This window comes from Scytonema sp. UIC 10036 (assembly GCF_009725235.1).
Map to the genome: position 1 here is coordinate 15,131 of NZ_WJFC01000082.1, position 18,342 is coordinate 33,472.

General features: G+C 41.3%; 18 protein-coding genes. 9 read left to right on the forward strand and 9 right to left on the reverse strand.

The window, feature by feature from the left end:
• Positions 1-28: 28 nt before the first annotated feature.
• Positions 29-1,660 (reverse strand): filamentous hemagglutinin N-terminal domain-containing protein, encoded by a 1,632-nt coding sequence (locus F7734_RS31445; protein ID WP_155748483.1) that lies wholly within the window; start codon positions 1,658-1,660, stop codon positions 29-31.
• A 301-nt stretch (positions 1,661-1,961) separates the two neighbouring features.
• Between F7734_RS31445 and F7734_RS31450 the strand changes: the two genes are divergently transcribed.
• Both F7734_RS31450 and F7734_RS31455 read left to right on the forward strand, forming a co-directional pair.
• The gene (locus F7734_RS31450) at positions 1,962-2,450 is read left to right on the forward strand and encodes a hypothetical protein (protein WP_155748484.1); all 489 of its coding nucleotides are present in this window, start codon (positions 1,962-1,964) and stop codon (positions 2,448-2,450) included.
• A gap of 112 nt (positions 2,451-2,562) precedes the next feature.
• Entirely contained in the window at positions 2,563-3,096 is a 534-nt protein-coding gene (locus tag F7734_RS31455) for a hypothetical protein (protein WP_155748485.1), read from the forward strand.
• Between the two features lie 7 nt (positions 3,097-3,103).
• Here F7734_RS31455 and F7734_RS31460 read toward each other — a convergent pair whose 3' ends face one another.
• A complete protein-coding gene (locus F7734_RS31460) occupies positions 3,104-3,319 on the reverse strand; it encodes a hypothetical protein (RefSeq protein WP_155748486.1) in 216 nt (71 codons plus the stop codon).
• A 252-nt stretch (positions 3,320-3,571) separates the two neighbouring features.
• Between F7734_RS31460 and F7734_RS31465 the strand changes: the two genes are divergently transcribed.
• From F7734_RS31465 to F7734_RS31480, 4 genes are all read left to right on the forward strand, one after another.
• Entirely contained in the window at positions 3,572-3,796 is a 225-nt protein-coding gene (locus F7734_RS31465; RefSeq protein WP_166482270.1) for a hypothetical protein, read from the forward strand.
• On the forward strand, positions 3,765-4,046 hold the full coding sequence (locus tag F7734_RS31470) for a type II toxin-antitoxin system RelE/ParE family toxin (protein WP_155748487.1): 282 nt from the start codon (positions 3,765-3,767) through the stop codon (positions 4,044-4,046). Before F7734_RS31465 ends, F7734_RS31470 begins: the two co-directional genes overlap by 32 nt.
• A 171-nt stretch (positions 4,047-4,217) precedes the next feature.
• Positions 4,218-4,484 (forward strand): hypothetical protein, encoded by a 267-nt coding sequence (locus tag F7734_RS31475; RefSeq protein ID WP_155748488.1) that lies wholly within the window; start codon positions 4,218-4,220, stop codon positions 4,482-4,484.
• 45 nt (positions 4,485-4,529) lie between these two features.
• Positions 4,530-5,264 carry a DUF928 domain-containing protein gene (locus F7734_RS31480; RefSeq protein ID WP_155748489.1) on the forward strand — a complete coding sequence of 245 codons (735 nt, stop codon included), beginning with the start codon at positions 4,530-4,532 and terminating at the stop codon, positions 5,262-5,264.
• A 359-nt stretch (positions 5,265-5,623) separates the two neighbouring features.
• On the opposite strand, the gene F7734_RS31485 is transcribed toward F7734_RS31480, so the two are convergent.
• Positions 5,624-8,323, reverse strand: a complete 2,700-nt coding sequence (locus tag F7734_RS31485; protein WP_347566319.1) for a CHAT domain-containing protein — start codon at positions 8,321-8,323, stop codon at positions 5,624-5,626.
• 395 nt (positions 8,324-8,718) lie between these two features.
• Positions 8,719-9,588: a DUF5895 domain-containing protein gene (locus F7734_RS31490; protein ID WP_155748490.1), complete on the reverse strand. Its 870-nt coding sequence runs from the start codon at positions 9,586-9,588 to the stop codon at positions 8,719-8,721.
• Between F7734_RS31490 and F7734_RS31495 the strand changes: the two genes are divergently transcribed.
• Positions 9,579-9,824, forward strand: a complete 246-nt coding sequence (locus tag F7734_RS31495; protein WP_155748491.1) for a hypothetical protein — start codon at positions 9,579-9,581, stop codon at positions 9,822-9,824. The two genes, F7734_RS31490 and F7734_RS31495, sit on opposite strands and share 10 nt — an antisense overlap.
• A 103-nt stretch (positions 9,825-9,927) precedes the next feature.
• Here F7734_RS31495 and F7734_RS31500 read toward each other — a convergent pair whose 3' ends face one another.
• Both F7734_RS31500 and F7734_RS31505 read right to left on the reverse strand, forming a co-directional pair.
• A complete protein-coding gene (locus tag F7734_RS31500; RefSeq protein WP_166482271.1) occupies positions 9,928-11,526 on the reverse strand; it encodes a bifunctional pantoate--beta-alanine ligase/(d)CMP kinase in 1,599 nt (532 codons plus the stop codon).
• A 174-nt stretch (positions 11,527-11,700) separates the two neighbouring features.
• Positions 11,701-12,807, reverse strand: coding sequence for a septal ring lytic transglycosylase RlpA family protein (locus F7734_RS31505; RefSeq protein ID WP_155748492.1), 1,107 nt, complete (start codon positions 12,805-12,807; stop codon positions 11,701-11,703).
• Positions 12,808-13,561: 754 nt separating this feature from the next.
• Between F7734_RS31505 and glsA the strand changes: the two genes are divergently transcribed.
• Complete coding sequence (gene glsA, locus F7734_RS31510; protein ID WP_155748493.1) at positions 13,562-14,539, forward strand: glutaminase A; 978 nt, start codon at positions 13,562-13,564, stop codon at positions 14,537-14,539.
• A gap of 248 nt (positions 14,540-14,787) precedes the next feature.
• Entirely contained in the window at positions 14,788-15,105 is a 318-nt protein-coding gene (locus F7734_RS31515) for a hypothetical protein (protein ID WP_155748494.1), read from the forward strand.
• Between the two features lie 385 nt (positions 15,106-15,490).
• Here the strand turns inward: F7734_RS31515 and F7734_RS31520 are convergent, their stop codons facing one another.
• The 3 genes from F7734_RS31520 to F7734_RS31540 all read right to left on the reverse strand — a co-directional run bounded on the left by F7734_RS31520 (position 15,491) and on the right by F7734_RS31540 (position 18,085).
• The gene (locus F7734_RS31520; RefSeq protein WP_155748495.1) at positions 15,491-15,928 is read right to left on the reverse strand and encodes a type II toxin-antitoxin system MqsA family antitoxin; all 438 of its coding nucleotides are present in this window, start codon (positions 15,926-15,928) and stop codon (positions 15,491-15,493) included.
• 356 nt (positions 15,929-16,284) lie between these two features.
• A complete protein-coding gene (locus tag F7734_RS31530) occupies positions 16,285-17,625 on the reverse strand; it encodes a hypothetical protein (RefSeq protein ID WP_155744658.1) in 1,341 nt (446 codons plus the stop codon).
• A gap of 274 nt (positions 17,626-17,899) precedes the next feature.
• Positions 17,900-18,085: a type II toxin-antitoxin system MqsR family toxin gene (locus F7734_RS31540; RefSeq protein WP_155748497.1), complete on the reverse strand. Its 186-nt coding sequence runs from the start codon at positions 18,083-18,085 to the stop codon at positions 17,900-17,902.
• Positions 18,086-18,342 lie beyond the last annotated feature (257 nt).

The window sequence follows — 18,342 nt, forward strand, 5'->3', positions numbered from 1 at the left end:
GTTTGCATCTTCGTCAATAAAATCATCATCAAAGTAAAAGCGACCTCCGTCTAATACAATGCGATAAGCTGGGTACAGCTTGCGCTTCGCGAACGCTTACATTAATAATCACACTGCCTGCATCTCCTTGTCCGCTAGTACTGGTACTTAATTTAGCGCCATTAGTTACGGAAAGAAAACGAGTGTTAATGCGGATATCTCCTCCCTTACCAATGCCTCCTTGTCCAATTTCACTTAAAGCATTACTCCTGTCAAACGAAACACTGTCACGGGCATCTACAATTATACTGCCTGTATCTCCTTGTCCATTAGTACTGGTACTTAATTTAGCTTCATTTTTCACCAGTAACGAGCCAGTGGTAATTCGGATGTCTCCAGCTTTTCCTTTGTTATCTAAAATTTGTGATGCATCACTCATGACAGAACCACCATCAATGACAATGCGATCGCGAGCATCGATTGTCATACTGCCAGCATTTCCCTCTCCATAAGCGCTGGTAATTAGTTCACTGTTATTACTTAATATAAGAGAACCCGTTTTGATACGGATATTGCCACTGTTACCAGTAGCTAGAGGATTCACACTATTGAGAATCTGACTTCCCTGCTCTACTTTGATTTGTTCGGTGGCATTGAGAGTAATATCTCCCGCTTGACTATCAGTTGTCCTGCTTCTTGAAGTGATTCCGGCGCGGAGGGAAGTGAATTCCGAAACATCGATATTTCGAGCGTCGATCGCAATATCACCGCCTCCAGTAGATGCCACATTCACTCTAGCGAAAGTACCGAAAAATACATCTGCTCGTTGAATTGTATCGGGAAAATTTAAACTGAGGATGTTGCCATCTACATTAAGTCCAACTATTCCAGGGCTAGTCAAGCCTCCCAACTCAACTCTTCCACCAGGAGCCTGTAAAGTCCCAAGCCGTTCAAAGCGTATATCGCCGCCTACTAACAACAAACTTTTACCATCAAGAACCTGCAACCCACTAAATTGACGATTGGGAGAACCATTGATAACCGTTCCTAGTCTTGTTGCTCTCGAACCGTTGGTAATTTGCGACTGATTAACAATGGCATTATACAACAGTGCAGAAGGGTTGACCGTTAGTAGACTACTAGATTGGGGCTGCGTTGCACTAAAAAATCCTGTCTCACCTAGTTGCACTGCATTGGCTGTTGTTGCGACAAAAGAACCACCAACATCTAAACTTGCATTTGCTCCAAATATAATCCCGTTGGGATTAATCAGAAATAAGTTAGGTTGAGAGGAGCCAAAAGTACCGAGTCTACCCAAAATAGACGAGGAGTTACTACCTGTCACTCTTGCCAGAATATTTTGAATACTAGCATCAGGACTCAAGAAGTATGCTCCTCGTCCCGCGCTGACATTAAATTCACGAAAACTGTGAAATAGGTTAATTCCACGAACAGCGCCACCCGTAATCGCGCTGGCTCCGCTAGGCAATCCCTGATAGTTGGTTATAACAACAGAAGATTCTGCACCGAGAGTGTTATCTGGCACAATGTTACTCTGAGCCAGAACATTTTTGGGACTTGTAAGTATTTCAAACAATGCTATATCGAACGCTACTAACAATCCCACAAATACTGCAAATTCTAACGGTAAGCACCTACGGAACGATTGTCTTAGTGTCATTGGCTATACTCCTTACACAATAAGAAGTGTCTAACGAAACTTTACCTTTAGGCAATACCGCAACAAAAATTTTCAACCACTCATATCATTGAACGAAAATTCGCTGTTGCAGAAAAATGCAATCTAGCAAGCAGGAAAGTAACAATTATTTTGTAGAAATGTTACTTCTTTTTTTTTGCTATTTTTTTCTCTCTTAATTAAGAACAAAACAGTTTCAGATCGACTAAGAAGAACTGAAGCAACAAAAGATTTCACAAAAGTCAATTTTAAGTTTCACTAAGTTATCAATACAGGGTCATATATGTCTTTAAACTACACGATTCATCTACTAGATTTAGCGGAAAATTCTGGTATTGGTTCCAGTGATGGAGTATCCAGAAGTTTAGTAAGTCTATCCGAGCCAAACGATGTATTCTTCTCCATTTTTAGCGATCGCAGTCATTCTAACTTGATGTTGAATCATTCTTACTTCGAGCCTGAAATATTATCAGACAACTATCATTCTGAAAATATAATTGAGTGGGATAGGGATATTACGGGTTTTCAAGAAGGTACAACTCAATCTAGTTCAAACACTTGGGATATTGATACCTACTTCAATCAAGTTGAGATATTTGGTTACGAAAATAGTTCTCATGTTAATCTAGTGAGTTCAGGAAGTAGTTCCACTACAACAAGCGATTGGTTTAGCCAGAATTTAAAAGACCAGCAAATTCTTACCAAAACGCGCTCTCTGGCTGCTGATTGTTTATCTAGAAAATCATGCTGCTGCAAAAGCCTTGTTACCTAATATTCACGCTTTAATTTCTCAAGCTAACAATGCCTGTTCTGGTATAGTTTTTTATGGATGATTGGGGGATAAAATTATGTTTAGGAAAATAGCGATATGACTTGGTATGGGGATGCTACTTGCTGTAAATACTGTAGCGATCGGTGAAAATACCAGTTTAGATTACGGTCACAATCTTCTTTACAAGTCTAACAAGAAAGAAATTGATGTAACTAGAATATCTATAGGTGGTATTAAGCTGGGGATGGAAGAGAAGGACATTATCAAAAAATTGGGTAAACCTAAGAGCCGAACCAAAGTGTATGACGATGTTTGTTATAGTGCGTATATTACTACTTGGAAATATGATGGATTAGAAATTCGTGCTTTGAATTACAGTGGATTGGGAGTTCGTGGGATTCCGGCTTCCATAGCAAACAAGAATCAAGTATATCATATTACCGCTTCTAGTTCGCAGTATCCTACTGAAAAAGGTGTCAAAGTAGGCGATCGCACAAGTAAGGCTGAAAAAGCATACTCTCCGTTTTCATCAAAGAATGAAGGAGATATTTTAGTATATCCAAATGATGCTTTTGGTGGTTTGAGTTTCTTGAGCAATAAGCAGAGAGTCATCAGAAAAATAGACATATTGATGGCATCTTGTTAAAGTGTTTTTAAGGACATTCTCGACTTAACACCAGTTTCCCATTTGCCAGTTGGTACAAGCCTTGTGGTTCAACAATAGGGTCACCAAGAGTCCACGGACGGTTTTGGTTTGTTGTCACAAGTGACTCATTTTCTCTAGATACAGCTCGCATAGCACCAGTAGAAAAAGGTTCGAGTGGTGCATCACCCGGTCGTTCGGGTAAGCCACCACCTCCTGTAATCAAGAAAGTACCACCTTGCTCGTTGTTGCGTCTTGCTATACAACTGTTTGCGAGTAGAGCGATCTTCTCCCAAGCCTAATTGCCATGCTAGATTAATTACGTAAAGACTATAGAATTGCAATCCACTGTAATATAGCTTTGGCAATATACAGTAGATTATAACGAGTGTAAAGTATAAATGGGCGCTCCGGCCCCTTGTACTTCGTTTGTTGGAAAAATGCTGTGTGTATTTCACTCTAAATACGAGGAATAAGCGTGGAAATTCAAGAATTAAAAGCATTGATTAAAGAAACTATGCGTGAAGTCATACAAGAAGAAAGACTTCGTCTGTGTCAAATTCTCATGCCTTACATTAGTGACGAAGAACAAAGCGAACTTGAGGCGGAGTTTGGTTCACCTTCAGAAGGTACTGATAATGAAGTAGTTGATATGACTGATTGGGTGAAATATGGCAATCAGATTTCGCAAAAAAGCAATTAAGTTTTTAGAAAAAGCAAATCCCGAAGAGGTCGAAATTCTTCGGAAACAAATATACCAACTTGTTGTTTTTGTTGAAGAGCAAGGAGTTATCCCGTTTACAGAACTAGATATCAAAAAGATGAAAGGTGATTGGGAGGGATTTTATAGATTGCGTATAGGTAAAAACAGAATTATCTTTACAGTCAATGTTGATTCTAGAGACATCGAAATTTATGCAATTGGAGCAAGAGGAGATGTTTATAAAAAGTGAAGCTGCTCACTCACATATATCACTTTTGTTACAATGTCATTGGACTTTAAAGACACTCTCGACTCATCACTAGCTGTCCATTTTCCAGTCGATACACCCCAGTTGGTTCTATAATCGGGTCACCAATTTTCCATTGATAGGAATTGTTTGTAGAAGCAGGCGATCGCGTTTGTGGTGAGAAATCCGGGTTTCGGTGGCTACCGCCATCACAGTGGAACAGATGGTTTTTGGTTACTAAAATTTAACGGCAAAAAGTATCCTGAAGCACCAGAAGGTGGAGTTCATTTGCCTTCCAATGCAACAATTGCTGGTAAAAACTATTTTCTCAAAATCATGCTGGAATTAAGCTGCAACTTTAGTGCGATCTTGGGAAATCTACAGAAATTTTTAATCTTTCTTAACTCCATAACACTTTATTCTATCAGTAAATCTACTTAAACATACACGCGAGAAAAATATAGTGTTTCTTCTTTATAAATAGTGATGAATAAAAAATTGATTAATAAACTGTTACTAAGTAGTGTTCTCATTTTATCGCTAGTAGTAGCAACTACAGCTTTAGCTGACTACAAACCACCTGCAAACCCTTCTAGACCTAGAGGTTCGACTGGTTCAAACGGTACAAGAACAAATGGATGTTTTGGAACAGCACAAACAACTCTCACAGCACTTGCGCCTACAAGTCATTCCGGTCAAACCAGTTCTTCTGAACCTGTATTTGCTTGGTTTGTACCAGATTCTGAACAGCGTGAGATGGAATTGAGTCTTTACGAGTATGTTGCAAACGGTAAAGGTAAGCGCCTTCAAAGAGTTCAGTTGCAGAGTAAATTGGGAATTATGTCAACTTCTTTTGCCAAAGAAAAACTGAGTTTGTCTGTAGGGCAAAAATATCTTTGGCAAATTGCACTCCTGTGTAATCCAAATCGTCCTTCACAAGATTTGGTGGCTGAGGCAGAAATTCAAGTTGTCGCAATGCCATCTCAGTTGATGAATGCACTATCACGTACAACGGAACCTTTAAAACGAGCAGAATTATACGCTGAAGCTGGCTTTTGGTATGATGCTTTGGGTGAGGCTCTTAAAGAACCTCAAAATAAGGCTTATATCTTAAAGCTGTTGGAAGAATTAAGGAAGTTGGAAGCAGCAAATACAAATAATACGGCTGCACAGCAACAAGCGCTGCAACTTCAGCAAATTTTGATATTTCAACAAAAATAGTGAGTGGTTCGTGGTTAGTGGCTGATAATTATAGAACAATTAACAACTGGCTATTATGTTGCAATACAGTTCAGTTAAGGAGCATCCCTACGAGGGCAAATAACCCTCAGAATGGAATTCTGGGGCTATACAAACAAAGTCCACGTAAGTGGACTTTTATATTAAGTCCTTGTCTTGCGGACGAGCGCCTGTATAGCTGTGATTTCAATCGCAAACGTGTTTTTTCCAAATTGGGATGCTCCCTCACTAAACCGTATAGTTTTATATTGTAAACGCCGAACAACTGTTCTGATTCAGAATGAGTTTACAGCATTTGCAGGGGCGCAAGGCATTGCGCCTCTACGATTGTTGACACTTACTTACAACCAATTACCTATTAAAAGAAAAGGTGACCAGTAGTAGGGGTGAGTGTACTTTTGACCGTCTGCTGTTTTTCCTTCAATGAGTCCTATTTGAGCGGCTTGCAATGCTTGTGCTTTGGTTGTATTACGATCGCTGGACAATTTGCTGTAAAAATCAGTTGCAATTTGTACGGTTGTTACGTCGTCAATTGCCCAAAGAGTAGCTAAGGCACTTTTTGCTCCTGCTTGTATGGCAACACCAGCTAGTCCTAGTGTGGCACGTTCATCCCCTACAGCTGTTTCACACGCAGTTAAACTTAATAACTCTAATGGTTGGGTGTTACGGCTCACACTTTTGATTTGCCGATCTAGTTCATTAAAGGTAAGTTTCTGATTTTTGCCTGTCACAATAAAGGTATCTTGTGGTTCTGCACCAAACTTTCCATGGGTTGCAATGTGGAGAATGGGGTAAACTTTTTGACTTAATTCTTCTTGGAGGCGTAAATTTGTAAATTCATCGTCGAGTAATTTTTTTCCAGGAATTTTTTGGAGAATTTCAGTTATTTCTCTAATAACATTCTTTAGCCCTGCAAATGTTGTTCCGTCAACTGTGGCTGTTTGACTTAAACCTAATGCCAGTACTCGCAATTCTTTACGACTTAAGGGTTTGGTATCTGTCAGGTTAATACTGGGAACTGTTGCGATCGCATACTGTTGTATTAAAAACTGCTTGAGTTGGCGATCGTAAAGTGCTGTCATTGCTATACTTCTTAAAATGCCATCTTGAACAAACACGATAGTTTTGATACCAGTTTGCTTGAAGTCCTCAATAAAAGGACGTATCAACCAATCGTATACTTCTTCAGCCGGTGAGGTATCGTAAGTATTATCTCGAAATCTTTCCAATCCCCGGCGAAATTCGTTAATTCGATTAATTAAATCTTGCCGTTGAACGGGTATCCAGCTTAATTTCTTTTGACCACTAGGCAAACTTAATATAACTGCGGTCTTATCTTCTAATATAATAGTATTCAAAAACGCTGTTGTGGAATTACCAGTGTTATCAATGCTTTGTTGTGGAATCAGACTTAAGACACAATCATTCCCAAAAAAGTTCTGTAATTCTGCCAATTTTAGCAAGTCAATAGTTTTGAGGATAGAACGAAAATTCTCCTTGCTATCCTTAGAAAGAAGTGATTTATTTGCTGTTTGAACTGGTTGCTCGGAACTCAGTCTCAGTGCTACTAAATCGTGGTAAATCGGCTCAATGGTGTCGCGAAAATCAAACTGGATGTCTCGATTTGCTGTTAAAATGTCCCGGCGAATGGTTTCTAGGGTATTAATTGCTCTTTCATAAGCAGAAATCGCCCCGTCAGTTTTTCCCTGTGCTTTCAAGATGCGTCCAATTTGCCATTCCCACAAGTACAAACTATCTTGTGATTTTAAATTTTGTTCGGCTGCCGATCTCGCTCTGCCAGTCATTTCTAATGCCTGTGGGTATTCTTGACGACATTCATATATATGTCCCAGTTCTCCCAAAGCAAAGGATTCTGCACGAAAATCCTGAAGGCGTTGTGCAACGGTGATGGCTTGATTGAGGAGACTTGTGGCTTTGGGTAGAATGTTTGGTGCCAAGCATCTAGTCCTAAAAGATGTCCTTTGGTTTGCTACCGGTTCCAGTAAATGCACTAAATCTATTGTGGTGTAAACTCTGGCACGACTATCAGGTAACTGTTCTAGCAATTTTGTTGCATGCTGCAAGCTGTTGGTTGCATCTGTGGTAAGGTTGTGACGGTAATATAGGGGAATGATACGCACAAGCGATCGCATTTCACCTGAAATATCTTTCTGACTGCGGGCAATTTCTGAACTTTCCCGTAGATAACCTAGTGCTTTGGCATCCAATTGTTTACCATCGTTTCTTAGTTTATTGGCTTCTGGATTATCTCCTATTTGTGTAGCTGAATCTGCTCTTCTGTACTTTAGTTGAGCAGAACTGATATAAGCATTGCCCAAACTATTAAGTACTGAAACACGCAGTGCAGGTGTTTTAAGTTTTTTGACAATTTCTAGACTATTTTCAAGATATTTGATAGCGAGTTCGTAATCTCCCGTCAGCCTTTTAGCATCACCCAAACTTCCCAACGCTGCTACTTCGCCCATACGATCGGAAGTCGCACGAGCAATTTCCAAAGCACTCCCATCCCGACAATTGTTGTATTTGTCTGGATTGCACAAGAGTGCGATCGCTTTTAAAGGTTGCCCTAAGCTATTGTATGCCTGTGATTGTTCGCTCAGGGAACGTCCTAAGAATTGCCAATTCCCAACTTGCCGATAGTAAGCTGTTAACTCATTCCAACGATTGATTGCTTGTTCTGGTTGCCCTATTTGTTGATACGCCCGAACCAAATTTTCTCGGACAATTGCTTCGTGGGCAGAGTTATTATTTTTCTGGTAAATAGTTAAAGCTTTTTGCCAGCTTTCAATGGCTCCTCTGGTATCTCCTGTTTGATGGCGTTCAAGTCCTTGCTGCACCAAGCGCTCAGCTACATTCGATTGTGCCTTTGCTACCTCTCCTATTCTCAAAAACCAAGTTGATTTTTCCTGAGACTGGATTGTGGGAGAGGTTTGCACTCCCAACCACAAACTGCACGTAAAGCTAATTAGACACAGAACAACTAGGAATTGACGCAAGCGGGATTTGCGATCGGTAGGCACGAGCTAGTTCCTGTATGAATTTTGGATTTTGGATTTTGGATTTTGGATTGGGAAAGCTTTACTCAAACAAAATTTCACGCTCCTACCTGTCGTATTCTTTTTTTAAATTGGCATTACGTAAAATTTTCAGGTAGGTTTTACTCAGTAGAGTATCAAAAATTCTTTGACACTACTAGTAGTTCACCACAATGATTTTGATGGGCTGTCACCTCGATCCGGTGCCTCTGGCACAGAAGGCAACACGGGAAGCGGAGCCTCGCTGTACTCTACCACAGAGTGCTCGGCGGAGCCTCTAGTGTTGCATTCCCAGGCTCCGCCTGGGAACGAGTTGAACGAGGTGAACGAGTTGACATCTCAATCCAAAATCCAAAATCTAAAATCCAAAATTGGGTGGCTTAATAGGGTGGATAAGCAAAATCATCTTCATCAGGATAGACGTAGGAATTTGAAACTCCTGCCATTGCCATTTTAGATGTGTCTGCTTTTGGAGCATCTTTGCCAAACTCTTTATTCTCTTCAAAAGTCTTACAAATGAGTTCAGATTCCTCAGCATCAGAAGCAATGAGATAATCTGTCAGGGTAGAAACTGTGGGATGTTTGTAATCCACTGTTGAAGCCACCAAAACCGTATTTGGTTCAATTCCTCTTTCTTCACAATTAATAATTGGGGAAAAAATACCGTGAGCGTGAAAGAGGGGACCTTTAGGTGTCACAGGTAGATGACGAAATCCAGCATATGCTCTTTCTAATTCAGCCAGAAATCCGCCAGAAATCCTACCTTGTTGATACTCGCAATAGCTTTTACTGAAACTTGCTCCAGCTGCACCATTCAGAGTTAATTGTAATGGCGTCTCGTGTAAAAACTTTTTATTTTCCCCTACTAAATAAATTAAATAGCGAGTAAATGTTTTAAATTTAAGTTTGTCTGCTAAAAAAGCATCGTAATGATCTTTTAGTGTTCCTAATTTTATCCCAGTCTCTCGGTCTTTGACAGATAAAGGTCCTCGCCTGACTATGACTAGACGTGGAGTTGTGGTCATAAAGACTGTTTCAACTCCGGAACTAAATTCATGCTCTATCTGTTGCCAGTTGCGATCGCCTTGAAAGCCAACTGCATGAGCATTATCTAGCTTAATCGCCAAACCATAGGGTTGTAAGCCTTCTGTGCCATACCGAGGATTGATCATCTGACACCAAGGGATGACTTGAGAAGCTGGTGCGCTATACTTCTCGTCCTCAAAGTCGAATTTTGCAGATGTTTTCATCTTACGGCAGTTCTCAGTATTTTAAATATCAAGTTTACAAGAAAAAAGGCGGAGGACAGAGGAGCCAGAGCTTTGGACGGGCAATACCCCACTTGAAGCGACTGGCGTGGCATTCGGGAAAGAAAAATCCCAAAGTAATACTTTTGTATCATTATATCTGGATGATAGCCGCAACAACACAGCAGATCTTAACAAGCGGTTGTCTCACCTTGGGTCAAGAAACCCGGTTTCGTTAAGAAACCGGGTTTCTATGCCCGTAGCTATATATCAATTTAAATCGCCATAAGGCACAATTTACGATAAGAGCTCGGATAAAAACAGTGGAAAAGACTGAGATAGTTAAGACAACTTTTGCTGGTAGAAGTCAATAATTGTTTCAATGACTTGAGCCACACTCATACCGTCAGTATTAATCTCAACAGCATCTGCTGCTTTCTTGAGGGGAGAAATTTGGCGATTGCTATCTTTCCAGTCTCGAGCGGCAATATCCTGTTCTAATTGCTCTAAACTGACTTCTGGTTGACCAAGTCTTTTGTAGTCTTCTTGACGTCGGCGAGCACGCTCACTGACAGAAGCAGTTAAGAAAATTTTTACCTCGGCATCAGGAAAAACTTGAGTTCCAATGTCCCTGCCCTCAGCAACTAAACCTCCTTTTTTACCCCAAATTTGTTGTATCTTTACTAAAGCTTGACGTACAGAACTCTGTGCTGCTATAGTTGAAACTTTGGATGTCACCTCCATGGTACGAATAACTTGGGTAACGTCAGTCCCGTTAATCCAAACCCGCACTGGAGCCTGTAAGTCCTCATTAGGGGTGAGTTCTATGAAACATTGGCTCGCAACTTCTGCTATGGAGCACTCATCGTCAAGGGGAATTCCCTTTTGCAGCACCAACCAAGTCACGGCACGATACATTGCCCCTGAATCTAAATAAACTAGACCCAGTTTCCCCGCCACCTGACGGGCGACAGTGGATTTTCCCGCTCCCGCAGGTCCATCTATTGCGATGATAGGTTTGCGATCGCGCAAGATAATATTATCAATCAAGCGTGTGGAACCAAGACGAGCTGCGATCGCCAGCATCCCTTCCTCCTCTATTGTTTCTATAGGCATCAACGTATTTGGTTCAACCAATTCAATATATTCCACGAAAACAGAACTCGCCATTGCTATTTCTTGCCGGACTACTGATAAAAGAGTTTCGCTCTTGCGAACACCCGTGTGAAACACTGCTTGAGCTTGTTGCAAGCTGCGGTACAGCACGGCGGCTTGCTGATGAAGCTCTGCACTCAAATATTGGTTGCGAGAACTCAAAGCAAGACCGGATGCTTCCCGTAAAGTTGGACAAGCAACAATCTCTATCGGAAAATTCAAATCGGCAACCAGCCGTCTAATAATGGCAAGTTGCTGACCATCTTTTTGACCAAAATAAGCGCGGTCTGGCTGTACCAAGTTAAAAAGCTTGGTCACAATTGTCGCGACACCCTGAAAGTGACCCACTCGAGAACGACCACACAAGCCAGATATCATAGCAGATGGCGGGGTAACTTGTGTATCAATAGATTCTTGTATACTCTTCTCACTTGTTCCCATTTCTTCCGGAGAAGGAGCAAAAATAGCGTCTACTCCAAACTCTTCGCACAATTGTAAATCCTTATCTAAAGTCCGGGGATAGCGTTGATAATCTTCATTGGGTCCGAATTGCAGTGGATTGACAAATATACTCACAATCACCGTGGCATTTTCTTGTCGCGCACGTTCAATTAAACTCACGTGTCCCTGATGCAAAGCCCCCATAGTGGGAACCAAACCAACTGCTGTCTTCGACCTTGCGGTTATCTCATACTGCAGCAGTTTTTCTTTGTTTAAAGGTTCAATTTCAAATCGGCGTTTAGCCAAATAGCAGTGTAAAGCAGCAACAGTTGACAGCAATCGCACAAAAACACCCCTAGTTTTTCTAGCTTCTCTCCCCCGTTAGTTTATAACTGAACTGAGGGAGAGAGCGGAAACTAGGGGATTGAATGAATTATGAATGCTGAATGATGAATTATGAAATCAGGTATTGCTTCCCAATTCATAATTCATAATTCATAATTCATAATTCATCATTCCTTACCTTCCTAAAACTTCGATCCGCACGGGAGCAACGCCTGTCCTCATTACACCTAAAATTCGTGCTGCGCCAGCAGAAAGGTCAATAATTCGACCCCGAATAAATGGACCACGGTCATTAATTCGCACCACGACAGATCGACCATTGCGGGTGTTAGTGACACGGACTCTTGTCCCAAAGGGTAAACTGCGATGGGCTGCGGTTAATCCTTCTGGATTGTACCTTTCGCCAGTGGCGGTACGATTGCCAGAACCGTCATAGCCGTACCAAGATGCTATACCTTGAAGCGTACCGCGCACTCTGCTTGCAATTTGAGTCGGCAACTTTGGTAATGAGATTTTTGGAATTTGCAGGGGCGATTGCACGGGTAAATTCGCAATTTCGTTCAGAGGCGGTGCATTACCAATCAGTCTCCGTATGCGATTTGTTGCTTGCAATGCATCTTTTGCTGGGTTGTTGGTTGTATCTGCAAGTCGTGTATCGCCATTAATTTCCACGAGTTCTTTGCCGTCAATTTTGATGAGATAGCGCCCGTTTTGTGTTGGCTGATTCTCCAATGCTGGCATTTCTTTAGCAGACTCCCAACTCACTCCGATCTTGTTAGGATCTACTTTGTCCAAAACTAGCTGATTGATTCTTGCTGCTACCACTGTTGCTCTTTGTACTGGATCGTCAGCAGCAGCTACAGGCTGATTTTTGATGTCCGCGTTCAGTCCCATTGAGGCAATCTTTGTTTGGTTCAATCCGTTGGTGCTGAGATATTGCCTACTACCAAGCTTGGCACTAGTATCACCAATGGCACCAACCTTAATTCCTGAAGTTGATACAGGCTGTTTACCTACAAAGGTAAGAACGGGGATCTTGCGAAGATAAAGTGTTGCTGCTTGACGTCCTGCTAAGTTATGCGAGTGAATTTCTGCGATCGCAGATGCATTGTTAGCAAGATTTTCTGTTTTTGATTGATACTCCCCTACTTTCACCACATCTGATGAAGCTACAGTTGGCGAAGTTGAAGCCGTTTTCTCGATAGCTTGAGAGCGACCAATTGACGGTGTGCCAAAAACAGTAGTAAATACGACAACAGCCCACAAAAGTTTATGATTCATGCGTCCGATATTAAAGCGACTGAAGAACAGAATTTTCGTTAAATTAGCGGGGTTTTTGACTGTAGAAACCTTACATAAAGCGTTTCTACAGGTTCCCAAAATTCAAACTCGTTCCGCTTTCACTTTTTGCTTTTAACTGCATCACAGTAACACGAACGAACGGTGTTGGGGATCGGGGTTTTAGCGGAAGTGTTGGTAAATTTATCGAATTTTTACTCTTCTTTTTCGCGCAAAACCTTACTCTCACGAGTATTTTCGCCCTGTATCGCTTTTTTTCTTAAATAAAAAAAATTATTACTAAATCTTCACCATATTTATTAATCAAATTAATCAAGACGGTATATACGGTTGTATTTAGAGCTAGTTAATGCTATCGTAGCGAAATCAACTCCAAAAATGCGTGTTTACACGTAAGTTATCAGCACTGAGTTGGTTAAAAATTTAAAGTTCGAGTAAAGACCCTCGATTGCCTGAATAATGCTTTCTTCACACTGAGAACAACTGACTCGTGCGTGACTTTTACAATCGCTAGTTAGGTCAAAAGTTTTGATTATAAGCTGTTTGAAAGAAACATTTTTTTAATAACCATGATGATTATTAATTTATTGACTTAAAAAAAAGATATAATGTATAAAAGAAATAAGTCAAAAATGTAACAATGTTAAAGAAAATACTTTCAGTTGAGAACATACATCGCATCTTGCCTACGGCATAAAAAGAAAGCATAACTTTTAATACTGAACTAACAGCCCTCATGGCAAAGCCAGAAGAATTAAAAACAACCGCATCGTCTCTAGAATCTTTTCTTGGTGAACTGCATTCCAAGTACAAGTCATTGCAGGAAGGCGCAGTCGCCAACTACATTCCAGAACTTTCCAAAGTCAATCCAGAGTTATTCAGCATTTGTATCGCCACTGTGAAAGGGGAAGTTTATCAAGTTGGAGACTACAACGAATTGTTCACGATTCAATCGATTTCCAAAGTTTTTGTCTACGGGCTTGCTCTCGAAGATCGCGGACGAGATTACCTTTTGACAAAAGTGGGTGTTGAACCTACAGGAGATGCGTTTAACGCCATTGTTCTTGATGAGGTATCAAAACGCCCTTACAACCCAATGGTGAATGCAGGAGCGATCGCAACCACAAGCTTGATTAAGGGTACAGACGCGATCGAACGTCTCAATCGAATGCTAGATATGTTCCGTCGATATACGGGTCATAATGTATTTGTTGATATCTCAGTATTTACCTCAGAGCGTGTTACAGGGCACCGCAACCGTGCAATGGCATACCTGATGTTAAATTTTGGCACCATCGACCAAAACCTTGATGAAACGTTGGATCTTTACTTCCAGCAGTGTGCGGTTATGGTAGACTGTCGCGATTTAGCAGTTATGGCAGCAACTCTTGCCAACAAAGGTATTAATCCCATAACAGGAGAACAATCCGTAGATAACCGTTATATTAAAGACATTCTCAGTGTTATGTATACCTGTGGAATGTATAATTTTGCTGGGGAATGGGCTTATAAAATTGGTATTCCAGCAAAAAGCGGTATTTCTGGCGGAATTATTGCAGTCATTCCCAATGTTATGGGCATTGGAGTCTTTTCACCTCTGTTAGACTCACGAGGTAACAGTGTTCGCGGCGTTAAAGTATGCGAAGAACTTTCCCAAAAGTTTGGTTTACACTTATTCGACTGTTCGCGCCAAGGATTACAGTTTTGCGATTGAGTGGTTGTCACTAGTCACTACGATCGATTTCACTTTATGCGCGAATCTCATCGCCTGAAACCCGTGTAAATTCGTTGTTCAAATTTCATGTTATCTGCGAACCCACAAGCCCACGAAGGTGGGCTTTGTTCAATTAGCTGCACCATTCGCGTGGTGTGTCGGGTTTCGGGGTTGTGCAATGACTCAGTATTCTACCCCGGAGAGGACGCTCTAATATATAAATATTGTACTTTGCGATTTTAAACGCCATGACCGAAACAAAACCAACCTGCACAGTCCGTAGAGGAAGAATATTCCCAGAAATACAGTGGACTGAGGAACAAAAAGAGCAACGCCAAGCCGAACGAGAAGCTTTTAGAGCACGCTGTCTGCCTATTTTTGAAAGACTCAAACCAGAATTAATAGAAACTCATTACAACTGGTATATAACAATTGAACCTGACAGCGGCGAGTATTTCATTAACCAAGACCAAATAAAAGGTGCTTTAGAAGCACGCGAGAAATATCCTAACCACAGGTTCCATACTTTCCGTATTAACGAAACAGGTGTGTGCGGGACGATATGATAAATGGTACTTTTGGTGAGATAACTAAAATAAGTAATCATAAAATTAGTAATTATTCAAACTGCAATTCTCCTTGCTCCAACAATCGCCAATTTTCTCCTTGAGGAAGAGGAGTTACGATTCCTGCTTTAAGCAATTGAAATTTTCTAGAATATCCAGGTTGATAGTTATGGCAAACAAAAAAGGGAGCGATGCGATTTTATTGGATCGGATTTTAATTCTCAATTAGATTACCTTATTCTCAATAAAAACAGGTTTTTCGCCACGATCGCGCCTCTGATTAGGTGATTTAGTACCCTAATTTTAAGTACCTCACAAAATCGCACTGCTCGTCCCTAAATACAATAACTTGCAAACGTCAGTAGTAGAAGAAGTAGAAGAACAGCTATGAAAAGGAATTAGGAACGGAATTGCTCCGCCCATTCTTGAGGATGGCAATGGCAGCCGGGTCGCGATCAAGTAGTATAAGCGCACTAGTGATTGCGCGACTAGGCAATAAGTCCCCAGCCTCGTATTTTTGAAATGCCCGTGGCCCACCACCAATCAGTTCTCCTGCTTGAGTCTGTGTCAGTTGCAACTTTTTACGAATACGGCGAATTTCCTCCGGGTTAAGCAAACCCTCGACCCGCGCTTTCAAAATGTTAAGCATCCTGTCAGATACCTTCATATCCTCACTTGTATGGATGCTTTCGTCCGACTCATCACAATACCAACCCGGCATATCGAATGTAATACTCGACCCGCGATAAGTTAACGTCATAGGGCGGACATCGCGGCTCATTGAAGCCCCTGTCATTGGGCAAACAGGTGTGATGTCAGTCATTCTCCTTCTCCTTGAAAGATAGCAACAGAAACTCTGTTACTGCGTCTGCTGTAAATTTGATATAAAGGACTCCAACCTCTGATGGAACATGGTACACGTCTTGCCAAATGCGATGGTCGGCATAGCTTGTCATAGAGTAGCTAAATAACGGAGTAAACCGGAGTCAAACACCATCATTTCTTCACTTTCTAGGCTCACTCCGTAGTCGCTTCCAGTAGCAAGCGGATCGTAGACCCAACCACTTGGAGCGTAGTTCGGTAGGAACCATTAGGCAGTCTACCCAAGCCTAGTACAATGAAAGTGAGAGGTTGCAGATTCTCGTTCTAGTTTCATTGCACACCTAAAACATTACTGTTCTAGGCTTTCTCTCGTGCAGAGTTAGCCTGATACTTTGTACCTGTCCTAAACACGAGATTAGTTCTGTGTCGCAATATTGCTTTTAGCGCTATGTTACGTGCAGCGTTCAATCCAGAATGAGCAATGTAGCCATTAACCGTCCCCACGAAGTTAGCCCCTTTTTCATAAGACTGGAAATCAAACAAGGTCTTCGGGAATTCGTTGCTACGCCAGACCGGATTACCCCAAGGGTCAAATCTCGATGTATTACGAGGGTTAACCCTTGTTGTGAGGATGCCGTAGTCTTGGTAAGCTATTCGACTTACTTGTCGGTACACCGACGATTTTAACCAGTAAGCTCGTTTCTGGTTTGAACGACGGGAATATTTGCCACGAATCGGTTTGAGGTTGCCCAAATGTTCAAATGCAATAACTGAACAACCCCAAGTTTTTGCCAACTCAACAATTTGTCTGGCGTAGGCTCTACCCAACTCAACCTCCCGGTTGTGCAAGTTTTCCCACATCTTTGATGCAAAACCTTTGTGGATAGTACCCGTCTGCTGCATCTTTTTGGCTATCCTTCCTAGTTGTCGCTTCCTACGCTTAGTGTGGCTTGTTTGTTTGATGAAGTGACGTGTGACCTCAAACACCTCGCCCTTAGCGTTGACCTCTAGGACAGAACATATAGCAATATGACGATCTAAATCCATGTCTACACCCAAGACTCTCAAAGAGTCTTGAGCCATAATTGTTTTAATTCCTCCCGTTGCTGGAATATACTTTTGTAGCGGAAAAACGATGTATGCCGCATTTCCTTTTACTACTACTAATGGAGAACCTTTTACCCACTCGGCATCTACTAGGGGTGCAAGGTATTGGAATTTAACCCACTTCCACTGACCATTAACTAGTATTTTGAGTATGATAGACTGCCCATCGTCCTCTTTCCATACCCCAGCATCAAAGCTAGGAGAGAAGTTGAAAGAACGAGGCTGTAGTGGCGGTCTATGATGTTTTTGCTGATTGGGACGATTCAACCACTTCTGGTAGTTGCTATTCCAGGACTGCCAAGCACCAATAGCTTTTCTGATAGCAGCACGACGAAATTGCACAGGAAATCCGTTAAAGGGGAATGGATATACAGTCTTCGACCCTATCGTTAACTTTTCATAATATCTCCATCCCCCATCTTCCGCAACAGGTATGTTGACACCTGACGGATGAGTGTTAACTAGTGCGAAGTAAAAATGTACAACCTCGTTAAAAGCTGCCTTGGTTTCATTTAAATCAAACCCATTCCGCTCAAGTTTACATTTAACGCTTTTAGTTGCAATCCTGAAACCTTTCTTTTTCTTCAGCATTAGTTATCACCTCCCTTCTTGCTGTCTGCTATCTTATTAGTATATCTGCACCTAATAAATCATGCAACCAAAAAAAGGAAAAAAGAGAATAAAAAACCAACCCGTTTTTTATGATGAAATGAAGGAGAGACATATGATAGTCGTTACTCCTACAGTATGGAAAAAGCTACAAGCTTTGGCAATTGACTCAGACCTTAGTGTTAGTGAGTGCTTGGAGCGTATTGTCAGAGATATAGACTCTGATTGACTCCATTTGACTCCACGATTCTCTTATCTAGTAGTACGACTTGTAGAAATGCGACTTTTCCATTGTTTGAATGGTTGCTACAATTTCTGCTCGTCCAAATCCGACGCTTGCAGCTCCTTTAATGGCACTGCTAGTCGCATTGAGACCATTCAAAGTACCTGCAACAGCTTTAAATGCTTCGAGGTCATAGGTTGGCTTTCGCTTATCCGTCATAAATTCAGATTTTACACCATTAAGGTGTAAAAAGCAAGAATTGCTGTTTTTAACACCTTACCAACAGTAGATACAGTCGATCTTGCCAAGGTAATACAACTCTCAAGTATCAAGCTTTTTAATGTTTATTTTCCGAACCCAACATATTGATTAATTTTTTAGCTTAGCGGCAACTGCCTCGCTTGTGCTGAATGTATTGGATCTAGGGGACGTTTCTAGTCTGTTGAGGTACAAATTTATCAGCGTACACTGGTGTT